General features: G+C 60.4%; 15 protein-coding genes. 7 read left to right on the forward strand and 8 right to left on the reverse strand.

Annotation, left to right across the window (positions count from 1 at the left end):
- Positions 1-16 precede the first annotated feature (16 nt).
- Positions 17-1,708 carry a long-chain-fatty-acid--CoA ligase FadD1 gene (fadD1, locus tag KBY02_RS03765; protein ID WP_103714868.1) on the forward strand — a complete coding sequence of 564 codons (1,692 nt, stop codon included), beginning with the start codon at positions 17-19 and terminating at the stop codon, positions 1,706-1,708.
- 317 nt (positions 1,709-2,025) lie between these two features.
- Here fadD1 and KBY02_RS03770 read toward each other — a convergent pair whose 3' ends face one another.
- On the reverse strand, positions 2,026-2,316 hold the full coding sequence (locus KBY02_RS03770) for a type II toxin-antitoxin system RelE family toxin (RefSeq protein WP_011268681.1): 291 nt from the start codon (positions 2,314-2,316) through the stop codon (positions 2,026-2,028).
- The gene (locus KBY02_RS03775; RefSeq protein ID WP_003402372.1) at positions 2,306-2,551 is read right to left on the reverse strand and encodes a type II toxin-antitoxin system Phd/YefM family antitoxin; all 246 of its coding nucleotides are present in this window, start codon (positions 2,549-2,551) and stop codon (positions 2,306-2,308) included. Before KBY02_RS03775 ends, KBY02_RS03770 begins: the two co-directional genes overlap by 11 nt.
- A gap of 173 nt (positions 2,552-2,724) precedes the next feature.
- On the opposite strand from KBY02_RS03775, the gene hrpA reads away from it, so the two are divergent.
- The 4 genes from hrpA to KBY02_RS03795 all read left to right on the forward strand — a co-directional run bounded on the left by hrpA (position 2,725) and on the right by KBY02_RS03795 (position 14,180).
- Entirely contained in the window at positions 2,725-6,636 is a 3,912-nt protein-coding gene (gene hrpA, locus KBY02_RS03780; protein ID WP_225649841.1) for an ATP-dependent RNA helicase HrpA, read from the forward strand.
- Between the two features lie 239 nt (positions 6,637-6,875).
- The gene (locus tag KBY02_RS03785) at positions 6,876-7,997 is read left to right on the forward strand and encodes a beta-ketoacyl-ACP synthase III (RefSeq protein WP_011268679.1); all 1,122 of its coding nucleotides are present in this window, start codon (positions 6,876-6,878) and stop codon (positions 7,995-7,997) included.
- A 120-nt stretch (positions 7,998-8,117) separates the two neighbouring features.
- The gene (locus KBY02_RS03790) at positions 8,118-13,013 is read left to right on the forward strand and encodes an NEL-type E3 ubiquitin ligase domain-containing protein (RefSeq protein WP_225649843.1); all 4,896 of its coding nucleotides are present in this window, start codon (positions 8,118-8,120) and stop codon (positions 13,011-13,013) included.
- Between the two features lie 39 nt (positions 13,014-13,052).
- Positions 13,053-14,180 carry a GNAT family N-acetyltransferase gene (locus KBY02_RS03795; RefSeq protein ID WP_011268677.1) on the forward strand — a complete coding sequence of 376 codons (1,128 nt, stop codon included), beginning with the start codon at positions 13,053-13,055 and terminating at the stop codon, positions 14,178-14,180.
- Between the two features lie 543 nt (positions 14,181-14,723).
- Here the strand turns inward: KBY02_RS03795 and KBY02_RS03800 are convergent.
- From KBY02_RS03800 to KBY02_RS03810, 3 genes are all read right to left on the reverse strand, one after another.
- A complete protein-coding gene (locus KBY02_RS03800) occupies positions 14,724-16,556 on the reverse strand; it encodes an ABC transporter ATP-binding protein (RefSeq protein WP_011268676.1) in 1,833 nt (610 codons plus the stop codon).
- A 101-nt stretch (positions 16,557-16,657) separates the two neighbouring features.
- Entirely contained in the window at positions 16,658-17,221 is a 564-nt protein-coding gene (locus tag KBY02_RS03805) for a peptidylprolyl isomerase A (protein ID WP_011268675.1), read from the reverse strand.
- Between the two features lie 233 nt (positions 17,222-17,454).
- Positions 17,455-18,378: a LysR family transcriptional regulator gene (locus KBY02_RS03810; RefSeq protein WP_003402385.1), complete on the reverse strand. Its 924-nt coding sequence runs from the start codon at positions 18,376-18,378 to the stop codon at positions 17,455-17,457.
- A gap of 67 nt (positions 18,379-18,445) precedes the next feature.
- On the opposite strand from KBY02_RS03810, the gene KBY02_RS03815 reads away from it, so the two are divergent.
- On the forward strand, positions 18,446-18,760 hold the full coding sequence (locus tag KBY02_RS03815; RefSeq protein WP_003314461.1) for a hypothetical protein: 315 nt from the start codon (positions 18,446-18,448) through the stop codon (positions 18,758-18,760).
- A 187-nt stretch (positions 18,761-18,947) separates the two neighbouring features.
- On the opposite strand, the gene KBY02_RS26350 is transcribed toward KBY02_RS03815, so the two are convergent.
- Positions 18,948-23,780, reverse strand: coding sequence for a M10 family metallopeptidase C-terminal domain-containing protein (locus KBY02_RS26350; RefSeq protein WP_225649848.1), 4,833 nt, complete (start codon positions 23,778-23,780; stop codon positions 18,948-18,950).
- A 267-nt stretch (positions 23,781-24,047) separates the two neighbouring features.
- On the opposite strand from KBY02_RS26350, the gene KBY02_RS03825 reads away from it, so the two are divergent.
- Positions 24,048-24,926: a carboxylate/amino acid/amine transporter gene (locus KBY02_RS03825; protein WP_003402392.1), complete on the forward strand. Its 879-nt coding sequence runs from the start codon at positions 24,048-24,050 to the stop codon at positions 24,924-24,926.
- 1 nt (position 24,927) lies between these two features.
- Here the strand turns inward: KBY02_RS03825 and KBY02_RS03830 are convergent, their stop codons facing one another.
- Both KBY02_RS03830 and KBY02_RS03835 read right to left on the reverse strand, forming a co-directional pair.
- On the reverse strand, positions 24,928-25,662 hold the full coding sequence (locus KBY02_RS03830) for an SDR family NAD(P)-dependent oxidoreductase (protein WP_044310166.1): 735 nt from the start codon (positions 25,660-25,662) through the stop codon (positions 24,928-24,930).
- 78 nt (positions 25,663-25,740) lie between these two features.
- Complete coding sequence (locus tag KBY02_RS03835; protein ID WP_003418416.1) at positions 25,741-26,286, reverse strand: Bro-N domain-containing protein; 546 nt, start codon at positions 26,284-26,286, stop codon at positions 25,741-25,743.
- Positions 26,287-26,471: the final 185 nt, after the last annotated feature.

Here is a 26,471-nt window from a genome sequence, read left to right on the forward strand (position 1 = left end):
CTACGGAGCCGACTGAATGATTGATAACTTCTGGAAGGACAAGTACCCGTCCGGTATCCCTGCCGATATCAACCCCGACGAGTACCCTAACGTCCAGGCGGTCCTGAAGCAGTCCTGCCAGCGCTTCGCCGACAAGCCGGCGTTCAGCAATCTGGGCAAGACCATCACCTACGGTGAGCTGTATGAGCTGTCCGGCGCGTTTGCCGCCTGGATTCAGCAACATACCGACCTGCAGCCGGGCGACCGTATCGCCGTGCAGCTCCCCAACGTATTGCAGTACCCGATTGCCGTCTTCGGTGCGATTCGCGCCGGGCTGATCGTGGTCAACACCAACCCGCTGTACACCGCGCGGGAAATGGAACACCAGTTCAATGACTCCGGTGCCAAGGCGCTGGTGTGTCTGGCAAACATGGCCCATCTGGCCGAGAAGGTCGTACCCAGGACGCAGATCAGGCAGGTGATTGTCACCGAAGTGGCCGACATGCTGTCACCGTTCAAGCGCTTGCTGATCAACAGCGTCATCAAGTACGTGAAGAAAATGGTTCCGGCCTATCACTTGCCCAAGGCCATCAAATTCAACGATGTGCTGGGCAAGGGCCGTGGTCAGCCAGTGACCGACGTGTCGCCCGGCAACGTCGACGTTGCCGTGCTGCAGTACACCGGCGGCACCACCGGGGTGGCCAAGGGGGCAATGCTGACGCACCGCAACCTGATCGCCAACATGCTGCAATGCCGGGCGCTGATGGCGTCCAACCTGGACGAAGGCTGTGAAATCATCATCACGCCGCTGCCGCTGTATCACATCTACGCCTTCACCTTTCATTGCATGGCGATGATGCTGCTTGGCAATCACAACATCCTGATCAGCAACCCGCGTGACCTGCCGGCCATGGTCAAGGAACTTTCGAAATGGAAGTTCAGCGGCTTTGTCGGTCTTAACACGCTGTTCGTGGCCCTGTGCAATAGCGACGGCTTCCGCAACCTCGATTTCTCGGCGTTGAAAGTCACCTTGTCCGGCGGCATGGCCTTGCAGCAGGCCGCCGCCGAGCGCTGGAAGCAGGTGACGGGCTGCCAGGTCTGCGAAGGCTATGGCATGACCGAGACCAGTCCGGTGGCCACGGTCAATCCTTCTCAGTACGTGCAGATGGGCAGCATCGGCATTCCCGTGCCGTCGACCCTGTGCAAGGTCATCGACGATGCGGGCAACGAGCTGGCATTCGGTGAAACCGGCGAGCTGTGCATCAAGGGGCCGCAGGTCATGAAAGGCTACTGGCAGCGCCAGGAAGCGACCGATGAAATGATCGACAGCGAAGGCTGGCTGAAGACCGGCGACATCGCGATCATCCAGCCTGACGGCTACATCCGGATTGTCGATCGCAAGAAAGATATGATCCTGATCTCCGGTTTCAATGTGTACCCCAACGAACTGGAAGACGTACTGGCGACACTTCCCGGCGTGCTTCAGTGCGCGGCGATCGGCGTCCCGGACGAGAAGTCGGGCGAGACCATCAAGGTCTTCGTGGTGGCCAAACCCGGCGTTACCCTGACCAAGGAACAGGTCATGGCGCACATGCGCGCCAACCTGACCGGCTACAAAGTGCCGCGCAGCGTCGAATTCCGCGACGTGCTGCCAACCACCAACGTCGGCAAGATCCTGCGTCGCGAGCTGCGTGATGAGGAATTGAAGAAACTGGGTGTGAAGAAGTAAGAGCAGGCCCGAAACCGGATTGACGTTCATTCTCACGCCAGGCGCTCATCGTTATATAAAAATCTCGATGAGTGCAGAGCAGGGCTTTTGTAGGAGCGAACTTGTTCGCGAAGACGGTGCGTCCATGCGATGCATTTTCAGCGATTGGACTGACCCTTTCAGATCGCGATAGCGCTCGCCCCATGCATAGCCACGAGAAGTGTTCTCCCGAACACCTCTCGTTCCTCACGCTCCGCCTGGGAATGCCTTTCGTGACGCTCTGCGTCCTGTCCGAGCGTGTTGCAGGATGCCGATGTGTAATGCAGATGCACTGCACCTCAAGGGCCAAGCCTGCCTTTGGCCGAATCATAAATATTCCCGCGCTCGCGCTTGCCTACCGCAACGACGGTTACCACTACCCTATCTTCCTCGACTCGATAGACGAGTCGGTATCCTGCACTGCGCAGTTTGATTTTGTAATGATCTGGCATGCCATGAAGCGCATCGCCTGGAATTCTTGGTAGTCCGAGTCGTTCGAGAAGCTTTTTCTTGAGCTGAACACGGATGGTATGGCCCAGTTTTTCCCACTCCTTCAAGGCCGAGGGCAGAAATTCAAGCTTAAAGGTCATCTATATCTACCGACACCGGCTTTTCATGTTGGCGAGATTTGATCAGCTCGGCCAGATCAAGGTCATCAAGCCTCTCCATCATTGCTTCAAACACCTCGGCAGGGACCATGTAGCCCATGACTTTATTGTGATTAAGGACGGCCACAGGTAAACCATGAGCGCCACTCAGGACCGCTGACGGATTTTTCTTGAGTTCAGAGACGCTGACCGCGACATCTGCAAGGATGCTTTGCATGATTTAGGACTCCAGTTAGTGCTCTATTTTGGTCTTTTTTTATGCGCTGGTGCAAGAGAGAAGATGCTGCGTCGTTGCCGTCATAGACCGCCCAAGCCTCAGACCATCGTCACGACCCACCGCAATCTGCGACAATCCGCATCTGCCATTTGAAAAAAGACCCTGCGCGCCTGATGACCGACGAATCGCCCTCTATCGACCAACTTCTGAAAAACCTCGACCACGCGATGATCAGCGAACGTCATCGTCTGCGCCGTCAGTTGCACGATCTGCGCAAAAAAACCGACGAGGCGAAGCTGGCGCAGTGGGTTGCGCGGGTGCAGGCATCCTGCGCGCAGGTCACGGCGCGGCGCGAGAGTGTGCCGGCGATCCGTTATGACGATAACCTGCCCATCGCGGCCAAGCGTGACGAGATCAAGGAGGCGCTGCTCAAGCACCAGGTGCTGATCATTGCCGGCGAGACCGGCTCCGGGAAAACCACCCAGTTGCCGAAGATCTGCCTGGAAATCGGTCGCGGTCAGCACGGTCTGATCGGTCATACCCAGCCGCGCCGGATCGCTGCGCGCAGCGTGGCCAGCCGGGTTGCCGAGGAAATCGGCACGCCCCTCGGTGCGCTGGTCGGCTATCAAGTGCGTTTCGAGGACCAGAGCGACAGCAACACCCTGATCAAGCTGATGACCGACGGGATTCTGCTGGCCGAAACCCAGCACGACCGCTTTCTTGAGCGCTACGACACGATCATCGTCGACGAAGCCCACGAACGCAGCCTGAACATCGATTTCCTGCTGGGTTACCTGAAAACCCTGCTGCCGCGCCGTCCGGACCTGAAGGTCATCATCACCTCCGCGACCATCGACCTGCAGCGCTTTTCCGAGCACTTCAACGATGCGCCAGTGATCGAAGTGTCCGGGCGTACCTTCCCCGTGGACGTCTGGTATCGACCGCTGACCAGCGAGCAGGATGAAGACGGCAACAGCGTCGAAGAGGACCTGACCGTCGATCAGGCGATTCTGGCCACGCTGGACGAACTGGCGGCCTTTGAGCGCAGCGAGCGCAAGAGCCCGGGTGATGTGCTGGTGTTCCTGCCCGGCGAGCGCGAGATCCGCGATGCCGCCGAGGTGCTGCGCAAGGCGCAACTCAAGCACACCGAGATTCTGCCGCTCTACGCGCGCCTCTCGCCGGCCGAGCAGCAGCGTATCTTTCAATCGCATCCCGGTCGGCGTGTGGTGCTGGCTACCAACGTCGCTGAAACTTCGCTGACCGTGCCGGGCATCCGCTATGTGATCGACACCGGTACGGCGCGCATCAGTCGCTACAGCTATCGCGCCAAGGTCCAGCGCCTGCCGATCGAGGCGGTGTCGCAGGCCAGTGCCAACCAGCGCAAGGGCCGTTGCGGGCGGGTCGAGCCCGGCCTGTGTGTGCGTCTGTACAGCGAAGAGGATTTCAACGGTCGGCCGGAGTTTACCGACCCCGAGATCCTGCGCACCAACCTGGCCGCAGTCATCCTGCAGATGCTGCACCTGCGCCTGGGCGAGATCACCGACTTCCCGTTCATCGAGCCGCCGGACGGCAAGGCAATCAGCGACGGCTTCAACCTGTTGCAGGAGCTTTCGGCGGTCAATCGCGAAAATCAGCTGACCCCGCTGGGCCGCCAACTGGCGCGTCTGCCGGTTGACCCGCGTATGGGTCGCATGCTGCTGGAAGCGGCGAAGCAGGGCAGTCTGCAGGAAGTGCTGATCGTCGCCAGCGCCATGTCGGTACAGGACGTGCGCGAGCGCCCGCCCGAGCGTCAGCAGGCTGCGGATCAGGCCCACGCGCAATGGAAGGACGCCGACTCGGACTTCGCCGGGATGGTCAATCTATGGCGCGGCTTCGAAGAGCAGCGCCAGACCCTGACCGCCAGCCCGCTGCGTAACTGGTGCCGGCGCAATTTTCTGAATTACCTGCGCCTGCGTGAATGGCGCGATTCCCATCGGCAATTGAGCCTGATCTGTCGCGACCTGCAACTGACGGTCAACAAGGAGCCGGCCGATTACCCGAAATTCCACAAGGCCATTCTTTCCGGCCTGTTGAGTCAGATCGGGCAAAAGGCTGACGAGGGCGATTACCTGGGCGCACGGCAACGGCGCTTCTGGATTCACCCGTCCTCCGGGTTGGGCAAGAAGCGTCCGCAGTGGTTGATGACCGCCGAGTTGGTAGAGACCACCAAACTGTACGCGCGCATGGTTGCCAAGATCGATTCGGACTGGATCGAGCCGCTGGCCGGCCACCTGATCAAGAAAAATCACTTCGAGCCGCACTGGGAGAAGAAGCGCGGACAGGTCGTGGCGTTCGAACAGATCACGCTGTTCGGCCTGATCGTGGTGGGCCGTCGCCCGGTGCATTTCGGGCCGATCGACCCGGTGGTTTCGCGCGAGCTGTTCATTCGTGAAGGCCTGGTGCGTGGCGATATCCTGTCGCGGGCCAAGTGTCTGAGCGCCAATACCCGTTTGCTGGAACAGCTCGACGAACTGGAAGCCAAGGCTCGGCGTCGCGATATTCTGGCTGACGAAGACACCTTGTACAGCTTCTATGAAGCACGCATTCCGGCCGAGATTCATCAGACGGCCACGTTCGACAGCTGGTACAAGACCGAAAGCCAGAAGAATCCGCAGTTGCTGATCATGCGTGAAGAGGACGTGCTGGCCCGCGAGGCCAGCGAAGTCACCGCCGCGCAATATCCGGACACCTTGCGTCTGGGCGACCTGAGCCTGTCACTGAGCTACCACTTCGAACCCAATCACCCGCGTGACGGCGTGACCTTGCGTGTTCCCGCGCCGTTGTTGCTGTCGCTGCCTGCCGAACGTCTTGAGTGGCTGGTGCCGGGGTTGCTCGAGAGCAAATGCATCGCGCTGGTCCGCAACCTGCCCAAGGCGGTACGCAAGAACTTTGTGCCGGTCCCGGATTTCATCAAGGCGGCGTTGCAGCGCATCACCTTCGGCGAGGGCTCGTTGCCTCAGGCGCTGGGCCGTGAACTGCTGCGCATGACCGGTGTACGGGTCAGCGACGAAGCCTGGGCCGAGGCGGCACAGCAGCTTGAAGGCCATCTGAAGATGAACCTGGAAATCGTCGATGGCGGCGGCAAGTTTCTCGGTGAGGGACGTGATCTGGCCGAGCTGACCGCGCGCTTCGCCGAGGCGAGCCAGGCCGCGCTGGCCGTGCCGCAAACCGCGAAGAGCCAGCAACCGGTGCAGGCCAAGGCCTTTGCAGCAGTGGCGCAGAAAACCCAGCAGAACATCGCCGGGCTGTCGATGACGGTTTATCCGGCGCTGGTCGAAGAGGGCGGCGCGGTCAAGGAAGGCCGGTTCTCGACCCAGGCCGAGGCCGAGTATCAGCATCGTCGTGCCTTGCAGCGTTTGCTGTTGCAGCAGCTGGCCGAACCCGCCAAGTTTCTGCGCAACAAATTGCCGGGGCAGACCGAGCTGGCCTTGCTGCATCGCGAACTGGGGCGCATCGATGCGTTGATCGAAGACATCCTGCTGGCCAGCCTCGACAGTTGCGTGCTGGAAGGTGAGGCCGAATTGCCGCGCGACGGTGCCGGTCTGCTGTCACTGGCTGAACGCAAGCGCGCCGACTGGACCGAGCATGCCGAGCGGCTCGCGAAGCTGACGCTGGAAATCCTCAAGCTGTGGCACGGTCTGCAAAAGCGCTTCAAAGGCAAGATCGACCTGTCCCAGGCCGTTGCACTCAACGACATCAAGGCGCAACTGAGCAAGCTGGTGTACCCCGGATTCGTTCGCGAGACCCCGGCGGTATGGCTCAAGGAACTGCCGCGTTACCTCAAGGCCATCGAGATGCGTCTGGAAAAACTCCCGGCTCAGGTGCAGAAGGATCGGGTGTGGAGCATCGAGCTTGCAGGTCTGTGGGCGCAATACCAGGCGCGCGCCGACAAGCACGCTCAAGAGGGCAAGCGCGACCCGGAACTGGCCCTGTACCGCTGGTGGATGGAGGAATACCGCGTCTCGCTGTTCGCCCAGCAACTGGGCACAAAAATGCCGGTGTCGGACAAACGGTTGAGCAAGCAGTGGAGTCAGGTGGAGAGCTGATCCGCGGCTTCACGCCGCGAAGTAAAGGGCGCCTGTCGTGCCTATATTCATTGGCCCGATAGCGCCAAAACCGGGCTCTGTGGCACACTCCGCGCCTGTCTTCACCGTGTCATGAAATGCTGCTGCCTGTTGCGGGCAGCTTTTACAGTCGCACGGGTACGTCGGTCCGGAAAACAGTGGGCCTTCAGTTGCCGTGCCTGAGCAGGTCATTACCTGCAACCAATAAGAGAGGAACGACCGTGCACAACGTCGTCATCAGCGGCACAGGCCTGTTTACCCCGGCCAACAGCATCTCCAACGAAGAGCTGGTGCAGTCTTTCAATGCCTATGTTGCACAGTTCAACAGCGATAACGCCGCCGCTATCGAACGTGGCGAAGTGCAGGCACTGAGTGAATCCAGCGCCGCTTTCATCGAGAAGGCTTCGGGTATCAAAAGCCGTTTCGTCATGGACAAGCAGGGCATTCTCGATCCGCAGCGCATGAAGCCCAACCTGCCGGAGCGCAGCAATGACGAGTGGTCGATCCTCTGTGAGATGGGTGTAGCTGCCGCCAGACAGGCGCTGCAACGCGCCGGCAAAACCGCAGCCGACATCGACGGTGTAATCGTTGCCTGCTCCAACCTGCAGCGGGCCTACCCGGCGGTCTCCATCGAGATTCAGCAGGCGCTGGGTGTCGCCGGATACGGGTTTGACATGAACGTGGCCTGTTCCTCGGCCACCTTCGGCATTCAGGCAGCCTGTAACAGCGTGCAACTGGGGCAGGCCCGCGCCTTGCTGGTGATCAGCCCGGAAATCTGCACCGCGCACCTTAATTTCCGGGATCGTGACAGCCACTTCATCTTTGGTGACGGCGCCACGGCGGTGGTGGTCGAGCGCGCCGACCTTGCCACGTCGCCTTATCAGTTCGATATCGTCAGCACCCGTTTGCTGACCCAGTTTTCCAACAACATCCGCAACAATTTCGGCTTCCTCAACCGTACCTCGGACGAGGGCCAGAACGCGCCGGACAAGCTGTTCGTGCAGGAAGGCCGCAAGGTCTTCCGCGAAGTGTGCCCGATGGTCGCCGAACTGGTCGCTGCGCATTTGCAGGACAACAGCATCAACATCACCGACGTCAAACGCTTCTGGCTGCATCAGGCCAACCTGAGCATGAACCATCTGATCGTCAAGAAGCTGCTGGGCCGCGACGCCACGGTCGAAGAAGCGCCGGTGATTCTCGACACCTACGGCAATACCAGCTCCGCGGGTTCGGTGATTGCGTTTCACACCTACCAGGATGACTTGCCGCAAGGCGCGCTGGCGGTACTCAGTTCGTTCGGCGCCGGTTACTCGATCGGCAGCGTGATCCTGCGCAAGCGCTGATCGCGTTCGACGGGTAGCGCTCTCGAGACGGGCGCTACCTGTCATATCCCGTTATGTCATGTGCAGGCCGTTGGGTCTTTATCGTATTGGCTATTCACAAAGCCATTAGCGGTATCGACCATGTTCACCTTCAGATACAACCCTTTTGAAACCATAGAATCGTCCGTTGCACACGCCTCTGTAACGCCCCGACCACAGGATTGCGCCCCGTTCGAAGCGGAGCACGTCAACAGCGAATTCATCAGGCTCAACTTGCCAGACTGGTATGTGGGTGCGCCCACGGTATTGCGCCAGACACTGCATGCCAGCCAGCAAAGCGCACGGCGTTACGCGCAGGCGCTGGAGCCAGTGCGCGCCCGCCTGTTATCGGCGCAGCAATTTGCAGCCCCCTTGCTGTCGAAAGCGTTTGTCGAACGTTTCCAGCTCGACCTCGACGTTGAAGCCTTTCAACTGATGACCTGGCGCTACGACAGCACCTGGAACCCGGCTCCGCTCGAGCAGACTTTGCTTCAGGCAGCCTTGCAGAACTTCGCTCCGAGCAACAGAAGCCGCTTCGATCCCTACTCGGCAATCCTGCGTACAGGGGGCCTGCGTTACTGGCTGATCGACAGCGCCGAACGCCGCTACAAGGTCGAATACCGGGACCGTCAGGCGATCGATCTTGAGCAGTTCGCTGATTTTTGCCATGAACTGGATCTGGGCCGTCAGTATCAGACCCACCTGGACAGCGTGTTCAAGCCGCCAGGCCCGGCTGCGCAAGCGGTTGCCAGCGCGTTCATGGACAGCGAGCGGGCCGCCGTCGAGGTGCTTGCGCATATCGCCATGATGAAAGGCGATATCACTGACGCGGCGTACCAGACCCTGCTGGACATGGTGAAGTCCGTTGACCAGCCACGCTGGGATGGCAAGGGCGTGCGCTATTGCCAGTTGCACATGCTCGATACCTACACGTTTTCAGGCTCGCTGTTACAGGGTGCCTTATTGATACAGCAGGACGGCGCCAAGCCCGATGACGGTCCTTGTCTGGTCTACCTGCCTGCCGAGCCTGCGCATCCGGTCAAGCAGTTTGCGTCGCTGCGGGCCTTCAACGCCTGGCTGGTGACGGCGTTGGACAGCAGGCACTACCGACGCTACTTCAGTCGTTTCGTCAGTCTCGGCCAGGCTCCGGCATTTTTTGCCAAACTGGATGCGCGGCTGTATCCCGCCGGGGACCGCACGCTGGACCCCGACGCCGACCTGGTCGTGCAGGCACAGCCATTCTCGAAGCCACCGTTCGAGCGGCTGTACGAGCAGTTGCTGGCCAAAACCTATGACGACTCAAAAGTAATCGCGGTGCCATCCGCACAGGTCGACCAGCAGGCTCACGATGCACTGATCGAAAGCCTTGAAAACAACGGCATGAACCTGCTCAACGTGGCCGGGTTCTTTGTGCCGGTGCTGGGTGAAATCATGTCCGTGGTCGCCCTTTATCAGCTTGCCAGCGAAGCGTTCGTTGCTTACGAAGACTGGACGCACGATGAAGTCGAAGACGCCATGCAACATGTCTACGACATCGGCGAAAACGTTGCACAGATGCTGGTGGCAGGCGGCGTCGTGGCTGCGGTGAACGGGCTGCAACCCTCGATGTTCATCGAAAGTCTGGTGCAAAGGCGTGTCGATGGGGCGGTGCGCCTCGGCAAGCCGAGCATCGATGCCTATGCCCATACGGTCTCCCTGCCCGACAACCTGAGCAGCAACGCCCTTGGGCTTTATGAGCACGACGGCAAGACCTGGCTGCCACTGGACGGCAAACTGTATTGCGTCGAGTCCGATGCAGACGGCAGCCAATGGCGCGTCAGGCATCCGGTGAATGAGCGTTCGTACGCGCCAAGGCTCAAGCACAACGGTGCTGGCGCATGGCGCCATGAATGGGAAAACCCCATGGGGTGGGACGAAGTAACGGCGTTCAGGCGCCTGAACCCGACGTGTCATGCGCTGCCGGAAGAAGACATTCACAAAGTCCTGCACATTACCGGCGCCAACGAGGCCTTGCTGCGTCAGATACATGTCGAAAACCTCCGGCCTCCGGCCTTGCTGAAAGACGCCATTCAGCGCGTTGCAACAGAACGGCAGTTGCACGTCTGTATCGAAGCCCTGAAGGCCGATGATGTGCCGCAGGTTCATGTTGCTCATCTTGAGCCGTGGCTGAAACTGCTGGTGTCGTCACCACGCTGGCATGAGACCCGCGGCCTGTTACTGCTCGACGCGCAAGGGGCGCTGCTGGAAGCCTGGAACGCGGGATCGCAGATGACACTGTCGTCCCATGTCGCCGGGCCGACCGGGCACCTCAGTCAAGTGCTCGGCCAGTTGCTGGAAAGTCTGCCCGCCGATGAAGTCACTCGCTTGAGCGGGAGCAACAGTGCCGACAAGGTCGTTCAACTGCGCGGCTTCAAACGCTATCTGGCCGGTTACGCTCAGACGCATGTGGGACGCCTGCTGGATGACGTTCAACTGCTCGAAGGTCGCAGCGACGACCCGCATGTGCAACTGATACAGCGCGACTTCGGCAGCTTGCCGAGCAGCGTGGCGCTCGAACTTATCGGCATGGCCAGCGATGCAGACAAAGCGCGAATGACCACGGAAAAACGCATTCCTCTGGCGCTGGCCGAGCATGCCCGCGAGTATCAGCAGCAACTGCGGATAAACCGCGCCACCGAAGGCTTCTATCGGGCGGTAACCGACAATCTGGACACGCAGGCTGCGGCGCTGGGCATGCTGCAGTACCTGCCAGGCTGGCGGGGTGAGGTTTCGATCGATCTGTTGAAGGACTCGCTGGAGGGCGACGAAATCGCCAGTCTCGACAGCGATCAGGCCTCAATGCATCGGCTGCTGGTCAGCACCGAAGCGGGGATCCAGTGTTTCGAACCGTCAGGTGAGCCGCTCGGCGAGGTCGATCAGCAGTTTTTCAGGGCGTTGTTGCAGGCGCTTCCCGAACAGGTACGGCTCGACATTCAGTTACCAGCTGGCGCGGATGAGCCGCAACTGCGCAGTCTGTTGCGCAATACGGCGGTTCAGCGACGTGAGCGGATGGCTGCCGTTCTGCAATTGCAGCCGATCAAGCCGGGTATCAAATGGCCGCAACGCCTGCCCCATGGCCGCATTGGCTATCCCTTGAGTGGACGGTTGCGCGGCTTGTTTCGTCGCCTGGGTATTGGCGCGTCCAGCCACTCGCCGGAGCTTGCCGTGAAAAGTTTATACCCGGACTTTTCCGATGCTCAGGTGGCGAGCTTCCTTGACGAGTTGCGCGCCGAACACACCGGGTCGGCCAGGCAACTGCCCCGGTTCGTCAAGCGAAGGCTGCGCGGTCTTGCTGATGAATTACGCACCCTGCAAAACACTCTGGATGCCTGGATAGCGCAAGCGACGTCCTCGTTGCAGCGCAGGTCAAGGGAGGTCGCGGCGAGGCGCCTTCATGGCTGCTGGAGAAGACTCAGCGTTCACAGCATCAGTCTTCAGGGGGAGTTTTTAGGCTACACGCTTGATCTGGATAACCTGCGAGTAGAGCAAATACCGGATATAACCGCCAGCTTTGGCCATGTGGCTGAGTTGAAAGCGCGGAACATGCAGCTTACCCCTGCACATGTCGATGCATTGCTGAACAACTTCCCTAACCTGCGGTCGTTGGGCCTGGGCTTCAATGAACTGCAATCCCTGCCAGAGTCGATAGGAAGAATGACACTGCTTACAGAGCTGTCGCTCAACCATAACCCCTTGAACTGGACAGCCGCCTGCAACGCCATTTTGCTGAATCTGCGCCGACTGGAGGTTCTTGATCTCAACTATTGTTCGCTTGGATCGCAGGCACGTCTCACAGCGCTCAACTCGTTACGTATGCTGTTTTTGCGTTCTACAGGCATTGAAACATTGCCAGTGTGGAATTGGCGCAGGTCTGACTTGATTCGTCTGGATGTGCGCGATAATCGCATCTCGGAAATATCGATCGAGGAGCTTGATAATATCGAGCGCTCGCTCAGTTCCACCCGCCTTCACCTGCATTTGAGTGGCAACCCGTTGACTCCGCCAACGCTGGCTAGCATCAGACTGTTTCTCGAGGGCAGGACGCGGCCGCGGCTGGGTGTCAGCCAGAACCGTTCTCCACTTGAAGCCGGACCTGGCAGTGCCGCCTGGCTTGCAGGTCTGAGCAGTGAGCAGGCGGCGGTGCGTACCAGGCTTTGGCAGGATCTGCGAGCCTGCGCGGGTTCTACGGACTTTTTTCAGATGCTGGGCGACCTGACGTACTCGGCTGATTTTTCAAGTAACCATGAAGCACTGGCCGCAAGAGTCTGGGCAATGATAGACGCGGCCTCGGCAAGTACGGAGTTGCGTCTCCAGTTATTCGATATTGCCGCCCACCCTCAGACCTGTGGCGATGGACTTGCATTGATCTTTGGCGACATGGAAGTACGCGTGCGGGTGTTCTCGATCATGTCGTCCACCCCACACGCCGCGCAGCCACTGGAGCTGTTCAAGATGAGCCGGAGCCTGGACCGTCTGGATCAGGTGGAAAAAATTGCACTGCGCGAGATTGCTCTTCGCCAGCAGCACGGCTACAGGGTAGATGAGGCTGAAGTACGCCTGGCCTACCGTATCGGCCTGCAAGCTCGGCTTGAGCTGCCCGGTCAGCCCCAAACCATGCTGTTCAGCAATATCGCGAAGGTGACCGACGCTGATTTGCAGGATGCGCACAGCGAAATAATCACGCGTGAAAGTACGCGGGCATTTTTCGAGTCGCTGGTCGCCAGGGAATTCTGGATGAGTTATCTGGAAACTCGTTACGCCTCTGATTTCGAACGGGTAAAGAAGCCCTTCAGCGAGCGTCTGACCCTCCTGGATGAGTTGCCGCCAAACCGGCAATCCGATCAACAGTACCTCGAGCAGATTGGCTTGATCTCCAGTGAGCGTGAGCAGGCGCTCAATGATTTCGCGATCACTCTTTCCAGGCAGATTGCCGAGGCGGTGAACATGACGCCTCAATAAGGGATATTCTTCACCCTGTCAGCCTATCGGGGAACCTGCATGCCTGTTCACGTAATCGACAGCCTCGCCACCGTTGCGCCTGCCCAGTGGGATGCGCTGGTACCTGGCAATCAGCCATTCCTGCGGCATGCGTTTCTCAGCTCGCTGGAGGACAGCGGCAGTCTCGGGCCACGATCGGGCTGGCGTGCCGAACATGTGCTGCACTACGAAAACGATCAGTTGGTGGCGGCATTGCCAGCCTACCGAAAGTGGCATTCGTATGGCGAGTACGTGTTCGATCACGCCTGGGCAGACGCCTGCCGTCGCGCCGGCATCGCCTATTACCCCAAGCTGCTGATCGCCGTGCCGTTCAGCCCGGTCGGCGGTTCGCGGATTCTGTCCGCGACGCCTCAGGGTGGCATCGAGTTGCTCGGCGAGCTGCCGGCATACCTGCAACGTGAGGGGCTGTCGAGCGCACACGTGAACTTTACCGATCCGGCGGCCGATGCCTTGCTTGAAACCCAGCCGGGCTGGTTGCAGCGCATCGGTTGCCAGTTTCACTGGCATAACCGGGGTTACCGGGACTTTCAGGACTTTCTTGACGCATTGAGTTCACGCAAGCGCAAACAGATGCGCAAGGAACGTGAACAAGTGGCGGGGCAGGGCATCGAGTTTGAATGGCTCGAGGGCGCGCAGATGAGCGAAGTCCTGTGGGACTTCGTTTATGCGTGCTACTCCAATACCTACGAGGTGCGTGGGCAGGCGCCTTACCTGACGCGTGAGTTCTTCAGCCTGTTGGCCGAACGTATGCCTGAGTCTATCCGTGTGGTCATCGCGCTGCAGGGCTCACGGCCTGTGGCGATGGCCTTCAGCCTGATTGGTGACGACAGTTTCTATGGGCGCTATTGGGGCTGCCTGGCCGAGTTTGACCGGCTGCATTTCGAAACCTGTTTCTATCAGGGTATGGACTATGCCATCGCCCACGGCCTGCAACGCTTCGACGCCGGCGCGCAGGGCGAACACAAACTGATCCGCGGCTTCGAACCGCAGATCACCCGTTCGTGGCATTACCTGATGCACCCAGGCCTGAAAGACGCGGTCAGCGAGTTTCTGGAGCAGGAGCGAGTCGGCGTACTGGCCTATGCCGAGGAAGCGCGCAGCGCGCTGCCGTATCGGCAGGCGGAGTAACCGGCCAGAAGACATCCAGCGACTGCACGGGCCTCTTCGCGAGCAAGCTCGCTCCCACAAGTGCGGTGTACACCTGACCGACAGGTGAGTAGCTACCCAGAAGACATCCAGCGACTGCACTGGCACCTTCGTGAGCAAGCTCGCTCCCACAAGTTCGGTGTACACCTGACCGACAGGTGAGTAGCTACCCAGAAGACATCCAGCGACAGCACTGGCCTCTTCGCGAGCAAGCTCGCTCCCACAAGTTCGGTGTACACCTGACCGACAGGTGAGCAGCTACCCAGAAGACATCCAGCGACTGCACTGGCACCTTCGTGAGCAAGCTCACACAACTTCTGTGTACACCTGACCGACAGGTGAGTAGCTATCCAGCAGACATCCAGCGACTGCACGGGCCTCTTCGCGAGCAAGCTCCCACAAGTGCGGTGTACACCTGACCGACAGGCGGGGCAGCGGGGAGATCACTGCCCCTGAAGATCTTATGGCGTGTGCAGATCTTGTGGGAGCGAGCTTGCTCGCGAAGAGGCCGGCAGCCTCGCCATATCAATCCACGCCTACAAACCCACCCGTCTGATGCTGCCATAACCGCGCATACAGCCCGCCATGCGCCAGCAGTTCGCTGTGCGTGCCGGTTTCGGCGATCTGGCCTTTCTCCAGAACCACCAGGCGATCCATGCGCGCGATCGTTGACAGGCGGTGCGCGATGGCGATCACGGTCTTGCCCTGCATCAACGTCTCCAGGCTCTCCTGAATCGCTGCTTCGACTTCCGAGTCGAGTGCCGAGGTGGCTTCGTCCATGATCAGGATCGGCGCGTCCTTGAGCAGCACGCGGGTGATCGCGATGCGCTGGCGTTGACCGCCGGACAGCTTGACGCCGCGCTCACCGACATGGGCGTCGAAGCCGGTGCGACCTTCGGAGTCCGACAGCAGCGGGATGAACTCGTCGGCGCGGGCCTTGTGGATCGATTCCCAGAGCTGTTCATCAGTTGCGTGCGGATTGCCATACAGCAGGTTCTCGCGAATCGAGCGGTGCAGCAGCGAGGTGTCCTGGGTAATCATGCCGATCTGCGCGCGCAGGCTTTCCTGGGTGATTTCGGAAATGTCCTGGCCGTCGATGAGGATTCTCCCGCCTTGCACGTCGTACATGCGCAGCAGCAGGTTCACCAGCGTCGACTTGCCCGCGCCGGAAGGCCCGATCAGGCCGATCTTCTCACCCGGTTTGATGTCCAGGTTGAGGTTGTGAATGATCCCGTTGCCATTGCCGTAATGGAAATCCACGCCGTCGAACCTGACACCGCCGTTTTCGATCTTCAGCGGCAGGGCGCCGGGTTTGTCATTGACCGTGACGGGCTGCGAAATACTTTCCAGGCCGTCCTGCACGGTGCCGATGTTCTCGAAGATGCCGTTGACCACCCACATGATCCAGCCGGACATGTTGACGATGCGGATGACCAGACCGGTGGCCAGCGCGATCGCACCCACCGAGATAATGGACTGGGTCCACAGCCAGAGGGCCAGACCGGTGGTGGTGACGATCAGTATGCCGTTCATGGTGGTGATGGTGGTGTCCATCGAGGTGACCACGCGGCCAGCCAGCTGACTCTTTTCGGTGTGGTCGCGCATCGCTTCGCGCGCGTACTGCTGCTCGTGGTTGGTGTGGGCGAACAGCTTGAGCGTGGTGATGTTGGTGTAGCCGTCGACGATGCGGCCCATCAGTCTGGAGCGCGCATCGGACGAATCCACCGAGCGCTGCTTGACCCTCGGCACGAAATACATCAGCGAGAGGATGAACGCCGCGATCCAGGTGCCCAGCGGAATCATCAGGCGCCAGTCGGCCTCGGCGAACAGCACCATCGCGCTGATCGCGTAGATCAGCACATGCCACAGCGCATCCACCGTCTGCACGGCCGAGTCACGCAACGAGTTGCCGGTCTGCATGATGCGCTGGGCGATACGCCCGGCGAAGTCGTTCTGGAAGAAATTGACGCTCTGTTTGAGCACGTGGCTGTGGTTCTGCCAGCGAATCAGGTTGGTCATGCCGGGGCTGATCGTCTGGTGTACCAGCAGGTCATGCAGGCCGACGAAAATCGGCCGCAGCAGCAGGGCCACCACCACCATCCAGATCAGCTCGGAACCGTGAATACTGAAGAAATTCTCCGGCGGCGTGGTTTGCGCCAGGTCGATGATGCGGCTCAGGTAGCTGAACAGCGACACTTCGATCAGCGCACCGATCAGCCCGACCACCAGCAGCGCGGTGAACGTCGGCCATACCTGACGCAGGTAGTAGAGGTAGAACGCGAAGACGGTATTGGGCGGGGCAGCGGTAGGAGCGTCTTTGAAGATATCGATCAGTTTTTCGAAACGACGATAAAGCATTGGCTATCACACCCACGCGACGTGGGTTCTCCTTGATAAGTGGAGGCTCTCCCGTCCGGACCGCACGAAGCCCAAGGCTTCATGCGGTGCAGGTTTCCCGATCAGTTGACGCGTTTGGCGGACTTGATCAGGATCGGGTCGACTGGCACGTTTTGCATGCCTTTCTGAGTAGTGGTGCGGGCGTTGACGATGTTGTCGACGACGTCCATGCCCTTGACGACTTTGCCGAACACTGCGTAACCGAAGTCGCGTGCGCCGTTGTCGAGCATGGCATTGTCGTTGGTGTTGATGAAGAATTGACTGGTGGCCGAGTTCACGTCCGAGGTACGCGCCATGGCAATGGTGCCGCGGACGTTATGCAAACCGTTCTGGGCTTCGTTCTTGATCGGATCCTTGGTCTGCTTCTGAACCATCTGCGGGGTGAAGCCACCGCCTTGCACCATGAAGCCCGGAATCACCCGGTGAAAGATGGTGTTGGTGTAGAAGCCGCTGTCGACATAACCCAGAAAGTTCTGGGTGCTGACCGGCGCCTTGGTGTCTGCGAGTTCGATTTCAATCTGGCCGAAACTGGTGTCGAGTACCACGTGCGTGGCTTTATCCGGGGCAGCCATCAGGTTGGCGGCGAACAGCACGGAGCAGGCGGCGAGAGCGATTTTTTTCAGCATGTGGCAACACGTCCTTCATTAAGAGATATCGACTGTGACCGGCAAGGTAACCACGTTTGGCTTTTTTTGCCCAGCGTATTGGCGGGTTTGCAGCACTTCAGGCGATCAGGCTGCACGTCCATGGACCGCACAGGATTTTCAGACTGCGTTGCTGGCGATGAATTCCAGCCGCGTGTGATTGAAGTGCAGCAGGCAGCCCTGACTGAGCGAAGAGCGCCACGTGCCTGCTCCGGTCAGGCGTTTTGCGGCGTGCCGAGTGCAGCGGTGAGCGGTGTCGTGTCAAAGCTGCGGATCAGGTCGATCAGGATCTGCGTGGCCGGGCCCAGCGGCCGGTCCTTGCTGGAGTAAAGATAGAAGGTCGGGTTACGGCTACCGCCCTTGTCCAGGCGCAGGGGCTTGAGCAAGCCTTCGCGCAGTTCGCGCTCGATCATGTGCCGTGGCAGCCAGGCGAAGCCCAGGCCGTTGCTGACGAAGGTCGCGGCGGTGCCGAGGCTGCCGACGGTCCAGCGCTGTTCCGCGCCCAGCCAGCCGAAGTCCCTGGGTTGCTGCCTGCCGGAGTCACGGATGACCACCTGCAACTGGCTTTCCAGGTCCTGAAAGGTCAGTTCGCGATTGGCCTGATGCAGGGCGTGGTCCGGGTGCGCGACGGCGACGAACTCGACCGAGCTCATCTCGGTGCCCAGATGCCCGGCAATGCTGTAGCCGCTGATGGCCAGGTCCGCCACGCCTTCGAGCAAGACCTCCTCAACGCCGGAGAGCACTTCTTCACGCAGTCGCACCCGGCAGCCGCGGCTCTGCGGCATGAACGCGGTCAGCGCCTTGACCAGACGTGCCGAAGGGTACGCCGCGTCGATCACCAGGCGCACTTCCGCTTCCCAGCCCTGTTCCATATGGTGCGCGAGGTCTTCCAGTTGGCTGGCCTGCTTGACCAGCTGCCGCGAACGGCGCAGCAGTACGCCACCGGCTTCGGTCAGCACCGCCTTGCGCCCGTCGATACGCAATAACGGCACGCCGAGCTGTTCCTGCATGCGCGCCACGGTGTAACTCACCGATGATTGCGAGCGATGCAACGCTTCGGCGGCCTGAGCAAAACCACCGTGATCGACCACGGCCTGCAATGTGCGCCACTGGTCGAGAGTCACGCGGGGCGCTTTCATGCTGTAATTCCTCTTTAAATACGGGCTTGTTGTTCTACTCTGACAATCCCGACTCGGAGATTGCCGAATGAATCGACTGTGTTGTGCGCTGCTGGTCATGTTGCCGGTGACGGCCCTGGCGTACCCCATCGAGGTGGAAAAACAGTACCAGGACGTGAAGATCGATTATGTTGCCCACGACGTCTATCACGATACCGGGTCAATCACCGTCAACAACTACGGTGAAGTAGACGCCAAATGTTCGGTGGTGTTCATCAACGGGCCGGAGGCACCGCGCACCCGGCGTGTGCAGGTTGGCGCAGGCAAGAGTCTCGACGTCTCATCCCGATTCAATCGCAGCATCATAAAGTTGCGAATCAGGCTCAGCTGTCAGCCCGCCTGAGAGTAGAGCGCTCTTATGGATAAGACAAATTTGTGGGTGGGGGCACAAAGGCTTCGCGTTTTTGCGCAACGCGTTGGTGATTGACCGGGGTTGTGGTGGGTATCACTTACCCCGGTCGCTTTCGCAGATATTCTGAGAGTGCAGCCCTGTTTCCAGGGCTGTTTATGAGTGATGTGCTTTGCGACGATCAGACAATGATGTCGGCGGCCTGCAGCGTCTGCACGCCTGTGAGCTGGATTTCGAAGTCCGCGCCGACGTTGTCATCGATGTTGCCGTATAGCACGCCGTCGGCAAAACGCAGCTCACCGCTGTTGTTGGCGCTGAACGCCGCGTTGCCGATGAACACGAAGGCATCGTGGCCATCGGTCAGCGGCCGGGCATCGAAGCCGGAGAAGTCCAGCTTGTCGCCTTCGACTGTCTTGAAGCCATTGATGATGTCGCGCAGTCCGCCCAGGCCCGTATCGCTGATGCCATTGAACACGTAGTGGTCTGCGCCGGTGCCACCGATCAGCGTATCCGCGCCTGATCCGCCGATCAGCACGTCGTCGCCCGCGCCACCGGACAAGGTGTCATTGCCATCGCCGCCACTCAGGGTGTTGGCGTTCTTGTTGCCGGTCAGCGTGTCGGCAAACTGGCTGCCGATCAGGTTTTCAGTGCCTTTCAGCGTGTCCAGACCCGAGCCGCCAGTGGCTTGCTGAGCGCTGGTGTTCAGCGCAACGGTGACGCCGGCGGTGGCGAACAGATACGACACGGTGTCATTGCCGTCGCGGCCGTCCATGACGTTGTCGCCAGCGCCTGCGTAAATCAGGTTATCCAGGGCATTGCCGGTGGCATTGGCGGCCCCGCTGCTGTTGATGACGATGTTTTCCAGATTGGCCCCCAGCGTGTAGCTGGCCAGCGAGCTGTACACTGTATCGACGCCGCCCACCTGCGCATCGGTATTGGTCTCGACCACCCGGTCGGCGGCATCGTCGACGTAATAACTGTCCGATCCATCGCCGCCGGTCAGCATGTCGGCACCTGCAGCGCCGTCGAGAATGTTGTTGCTGGCATTGCCGATGATGACGTTTTTCACGGCGTTGCCGGTGCCGTTGATCGCAGACACGCCGGTAAGCACCAGGTTTTCCACGTTGGCGCCCAGCGTCCAGCTGACAGACGACACCACGGTGTCCACCTGCGAGGGCGAGTCGTTGCTTTCGGTGACGGTATCGAAAGCGTTGTCGACCACGTAGATATCGTTGCCATCGCCGCCGCTCATGTCGTCCGCGCCCTGATCGCCGTCCAGCACGTCATTGCCGGAACTGCCGACCAGCGTGTCGTCGTCACTGGTGCCGAAGATATGGCCACCTTCGTTCTGGCCACTCTCGAAAATGGCCGCCGGGTCGTTGTTGTCAGCGGCGTTGCCCTGAAAACCCAGGTCATCGGCGATGAAATCGGCCAGACGCTGGCCGACGATCTCGGCGGACTCTTCATGCAAGTGCCAGACGTCATCGGGGTAAACCAGCGGGTTGACCTCGTAACGCAGGGGCAGGTCGGTGTAGTCAACCGCCAGCTTGACGTCGGCGCGCTCAGTGGCAATGGCTTCCTGGACGCTTCTGACGTACCCGGCGCCTTCGACAATGGCGTTGATCTTTTCGTCGGTGTAACCACGCGCCTTGGCCGCGTCGGTCTGGTAGTGCCCGGTTTCGGCGATGTACACGGTGAAATCACCGATCTGCGCGTGCAGGTAGTCGAACACTTTCAGGGTCGAGGCCTTGTACAGCTCGGCCGCCGCCTGCTTGTCGGTGGCGCGGGCGATTTCCTGAGCGGCTTCTTCGCCCTGACCCCAGATGATCCCGGTGGTCACTTTGTCGATGGCGGTCAGCGACGCCAGTTGCGACTTGAGCAACTCGGTGGCGCGCAACAGCGCAGGGCCCGGCTCATCGGTGTCGACCAGCCACCAGGAAACACGCTGTTCATCCTGAGTGCCGGTCGAGTAGCCGACCACGGTGCTGCCCCCCACGGCGAGGTCGATGCCATCACCGTTGGCGTCGGTGAACTGGCTGCGCACGTCGTAATCGGTGTAGCGGGTCAGGTCCTTGACCATTTCCGAGGTGCCGGACTGGTTATCGTCTTCAGTCATGCGCAGCAGGCGCGCGTTGGACTGGCCCAGGGTCGGCAGGTAGAGAATCTCCTGCGCCTCACGCTGGCCGAATACGAAGTCCGCGTCGGTGAGGGTGTCGATCAGGTTGCCGCTCAGGGCGATCTCGAAGCGATTGCCGTCGGCATCCGCCGTGGCGGACTTGATGTAGGTCTTGTCGCCGGTTTCGTTGAGGGTCATGTACAGCGTGTGGTCTTCGCCGTTGCCCAGCCCCAGAAAGCCCAGTGCGGAGACGTCTATCTTGTCCTGACCGGGGGTGAAGTCATAGATCGTGTCGGTGGCAGTCAGGCCGCCAGCGTCGTAATCGCGGTAGCTGTCGGTCAGTGCGCTGTAGACGAACGTGTCGGCATCGGCGCCACCGTACAGGGCGTCGCGTCCTGCGCCACCGTTGATGATGTCGGCGCCGGTATCGCCACGCAGCGTGTCGTCACCGCCCAGGCCCAGAATCGTATCGTTGCCTTCGGTGCCGTACAGCGCCTCGGCGTTCTCGGTGCCGGTGAGGATCCCCGGCGTCACGTTGCCCACATTGATGGCAAAACTGTCGGCCACCGAAGCGCCGGTGGCGTCGCTCGCAGTCAGCAATACCGAGTAAAGCCCGGATGCCGTGCCGCCCGGTGTGCCGCTGAAGGTCAGGGTCTTGCTGTCGAACTTCAGCCACTCGGGCAGGGCGCTGTTATCGGCCAGGGTCGCGCTGTAGGTCAGCGTGTCGCTGTCCGGGTCGCTGAAGCTGCCGGGCTGCACGGCGTAGGAGAACGCCTTCAGCTCGGTAACGTTCTGGTCCATCAGCGGCGTATTGAGCACTGGTGCCTGATTGGCGGCTGAGGCGGTAGAGAAGATGAAGTTGGACGCACTGAGTTTGTCGGCCAGGTTGCCTTGCAAGGCAATCTCGAAGCGATTGCCTGTGCTGTCGACTGCATCGGTCTTGATGTAGGTCTTGCTGCCGTCGGCATTGACCGACAGGTAAATGGTGTTGGCGCTGCCATCGCCTATGCCGCGCAGGCCGATGCTGGACAGGTCGATGCGGTCTTCGGCCGGGTTGAAGTCGGTGATCGTGTCGCTTTGCTTGGTGCCGCTGGCGGTGTAATTGCGATAGCTGTCCAGGCGCGAGTTGTAGATGAACAGGTCCGCGCCTGCGCCGCCGGTCAGGGTGTCGGCATCGGCTCCCCCAGTGATCGTGTCGGCGCCCGCGCCGCCGTCGATGCGGTCCGTACCGGCATTGCCGTTGAGCACGTCATTGCCGTCGGTGCCGGTGAGGGTATCGCCGCCCGCCGTGCCTTCCACGACATGCTGGAAGATGAAGTGGCTGGCATTGAGCGTGTCTTTCAGGTTGCCGCTCAGGCCTAGCTCGAAGCGGTTGCCGCTGGCATCGGCGTCGAGTGATTTGACGTAGGTGCGGTCCAGTGTGGCGTTGTAGCTGATGTTCAGCGTACCGCCCTTGCCGCTGCCCAGCCCGGTGAAGCCCAGATTGGTCAGGTCGATGCGGTCCTGGCTGATGTCGAAGTCGGTGACCAGATCGGTGGAACTGGTGGTCGCCGTCCGGTAGCTGTCGGTCAACTGATCGAAGCGAAAGGTGTCGGCTCCCGCGCCGCCGGTGAGCTTGTCGGCCCCGGCACCGCCGACCAGGATGTCGTCACCCGAACCGCCGTTCAAGGTGTCCTTGCCCGCCAGGCCGAAGATCTGCTCGTGGGCCGCGCCACCGGTGATGACGTCGTTGCCCTCGGTGCCATTGACGGTCACCAGCGGGAACGCATCACCGGCAAAGCTGCCATCGCCATACACCAGGGTCAGCCCCTTGCTGGTGTGGCTGATGGTGTTGCCGACGATGCTGTTGCGGTCGGTGCCGTCTTCGTTGCGCTCGGCGACGCCGTAGGTGGAGTTGTCACTGCCGGTGATCGTGTTGCCACGGATCAGGTTGTCGCTGCCGCTGAAGAACTTGCCGGACACGCCTGTGGTGTCGTCGTAGGACTGAATGATGATTTCCGGAACCGCTGAACCCAGCGCGTTGTTGCTCAGGGTGTTATCGAAGATATCCACCCCGGAACTGCCGTAAATGCGCACGCCGGCGTTGCCGTTGTCGTGGATGTCCACGCCGCTGACCGAAACCTGGCTGGACAGCTTGATCAGTACGCCTTCTGCGGCGTTGCCATATACCGCGCCGCCGGTGATGGTGATGTTGGCGGGCGAGGGGATGTTCTCGCTGCCGCGCTGCACCACGATGCCGGTGCTGCCATTGCCATAGGCAACGTTGTTGCTCAGGGTGAAGTCGTGGGTGCTGGTGACCACGTTGAAGCCGTGGCGATCGTTGTCATAGGCGACGTTGTTTTCAAACACGCTGTCGCTCAGGTAATCGGCCACGAAGCCGTCCAGGCCGTTGCCATGCGACACGCTGTTCTTGATCACCATGTTGACGGTCTGCTCGTGCGGGTCGAAGCCGTAGCCCGAGCAATCCTTGATCTCGACGCTGTCGAGGGTGACGTTCGAGTCCTTGCCGTCAGAGCCTGGAATGTAACCGTTGAACCAGCCGTCCACCTTGCCGGTGGTGGCGTCGCGGTTACCGTCCAGCGTCAGGTTCTTCATGCCGAAGTCGTGGGTTTCTTCGCCATAGGCCGAGCGCACGATGCCGGTCACTTTAGTGTCCGAGCCATCCGCGAGCTTGATGATCGTCTCGCCCATGCCTGCACCCGACAGGGTGACGTTGCTCTTGAGCATCAGGCAGCCATCCGAAGGCTCCTCGCCACCGGACACGACGTACGTTCCGGCCCCCATCACCACTTCACCGCCGCCTGCAGCAGCGGCTGCGTCGATCGCGGCCTGAATGGCTGCCGTATCGTCAGTGACGCCGTCGCCAAGTGCTCCGAAGTCTTTTGTGTTGAATATCATGGTGTTACTCCAGGCGACGACGAATGTGGATGAATTAAGTCAATATTGCAGCGCCGGGATGATAAGACCTTTTTCTGTGGAAAAGTTGCCGATATGGGCTATATTTTCGTCGAAACCGACGACATGTACGTCAATAATGCGACTGTCATATTTGTGACGGGTAACGCGGGGCGCGGCGACGGCTTGGCGTCAAAAAGCGGCGGCCGTCGAGTGGACAGTGAGTGACGCAACCGCTATGGTCGCGCCCTTCAAAAATGGGGGGCGGGCATGGGTTATCTACTTTTCGTCACACTGATTCAGGCGTTTTCATTCAGCCTGATCGGTGTCTATCTGGCCGGGCACGTCGACAGTTATTTCGCGGTGCTGGTCCGCGTGGTGCTGGCCGGTCTGGTATTCATTCCGCTGACCCGCTGGCGTCAGGTCGAACCCCGCTTCATGCGCAGCATGCTGCTGATCGGCGCGCTGCAATTCGGCGTGACCTATGTCTGCCTGTACCTGAGTTTCAGGGTGCTGACGGTGCCGGAAGTGCTACTGTTCACCATCCTCACGCCACTGCACGTAACGTTGATCGAAGATGCGCTGAACCGACGCTTCAACCCCTGGGCATTGCTGGCGGCAGTGGTCGCGGTGCTGGGCGCCGGCGTGATTCGTTACGATGGCCTGGACGGCGACTTCCTAGGCGGCTTCCTGCTGCTGCAACTGGCCAACTTCACCTACGCCGCCGGGCAGGTGCTGTACAAGCATCTGGTGGCGCGCCACCCGAGCGACCTGCCGCATTACCGACGCTTCGGCTACTTCTACCTCGGCGCACTGGCGGTGGTCCTGCCGGCGTTCCTGATGTTCGGCAACCCGCAACACCTGCCCGAAGCGCCGACCCAATGGATCGTGCTGCTATTTCTCGGCCTGTGTTCGACGGCGCTGGGCATGTACTGGTGGAATAAAGGTGCGTGCATGGTCAACGGCGGCACACTGGCGGTGATGAATAACCTGCATGTGCCGCTGGGGCTGTTGATCAATCTGCTGATCTGGAACCAGCATGAGGACTTCACCCGCCTGCTGATCGGCGGCGGGGTGATCGTGGCGTCGGTGTGGATCAGTCGCCTGGGCGTGCGACGCGTGCCGGAGAGCGTTTCCGGCACACGTTGAGTCAGACGTGCTGGCCGCCGTTGACGTGAATCTCCGCACCGTTCACGTAGGACGCGCCAGCCGTACACAGGAAGTAGATCAGCGAGGCGACTTCCTCAGGCTTGCCCAGCCGGTGCATCGGCACCAGCCGCTCGACAATCTCGGCGGTGCCGGGTGACAGAATCGACGTATCGATTTCACCCGGCGCAATGGCATTGACCCGTATCCCGTGCGGACCGAAATCGAAGGCCATTTCCCGGGTCAGCGCCGACAGTGCCGCCTTGGACGTGGCGTAGGCGACCCCCGCAAACGGGTGGACCTTGGAGCCGGCGATCGAGGTGACATTGATGATGCTGCCCTTGGCCGCCTTCAACTCGTCAAACAAACCCCGACCCAGCAGCGCGGTGGAGAACAGATTGACGTTGAACACCTTGATCCAGGTGCTGTAATCCGACTCCAGCACACCCATGCGCCCGCCGTCCTCGGTCTTCGGTGAAACGCCGGCATTGTTGACCAGCGCATCGAGCCGCCCGCCGAGCTTGTCCTTGATCGCCGCCATGCTCTCGCTGACGCTGTCGATGTTTTCCAGGTCCAGGTGAATGTGGTTGAGCAGACCTTCAGCCCACGGGCAATCATCGACCCAGTTCTGCCGCGACGCGGTAAACACCTCCCAGCCAGCGGCATTGAAATGCTTGACCGTGGCATGACCGATACCCCGGCTTGCGCCAGTCAGCAAAAGCTTTTTCTTGTCGCTCATGAGTGCGTTCCGGTTTTTAGGGTGGATGCATCATGTTTTTTGCTGGGAAGGGTGTCAACGGGGTTCAGGCAGTACCGGTCAGGCGGCAGTGCGCATTGTGTTGATGCGCTTCAACACCCTGCGCCATAACGGCCGCTTCGGACGAGGAGCTGCCTCGGCCACCACATTCGGCATGTCGCGCAAGCGAACCCAGGTTTCGCTGCGCCAGTGCAGCACGCTCAGCGATGTGCCAGGCCATTGCAGCTGGCTCATTCTGGGGTTATCCAGCGTGACGTTCTGTTGATCATGCAAGGTCGTCAGCACCTCATGCGTCAGCCACTGACGCAGCGCGCGGTTCTCGGGCACGTAATGATGAACCAGCAGCGCCAGCACCCCGGACTCGCTGATCATCAACTGCCGCTGGCACTCGCCATGAGCTTCTAGCCAGACCTCGCGACGCTGATCCGCATCGAGCTTGAGCGTGGCGCGCTCATCCAGCGGCCTGCCCATCAGACGCGCAAGGTCAGCCAGGCAGAACCAGGCTTGAGATTCAGTGAAAATGGCGCGCAGGGTGCGGCTGTGGCGGAGGAAGAGGGTGGCTTCGAAATGGGGGGTAGGGGTCACGCAGGGGGTTGCAGTGAACATGGGTGCAGCTCCTGGATATGAGACTGCCACAAGACGTCGCTAAACGAATGGGTGGCAGCTGTGCGAAGGTTAGCGAACCGGTATCCAGGAAACCGGCAGACCCGAAGGTCTCCGACGCACAGCCGCCATAGCACGTACTTCAAGTTTAGCTTGATGCAGTGTGTGGGGCGCTGACACGCCTGGAT

The organism is Pseudomonas sp. P129, assembly GCF_020312195.1.
Taxonomy (GTDB): Bacteria; Pseudomonadota; Gammaproteobacteria; order Pseudomonadales; family Pseudomonadaceae; genus Aquipseudomonas; species Aquipseudomonas fragariae.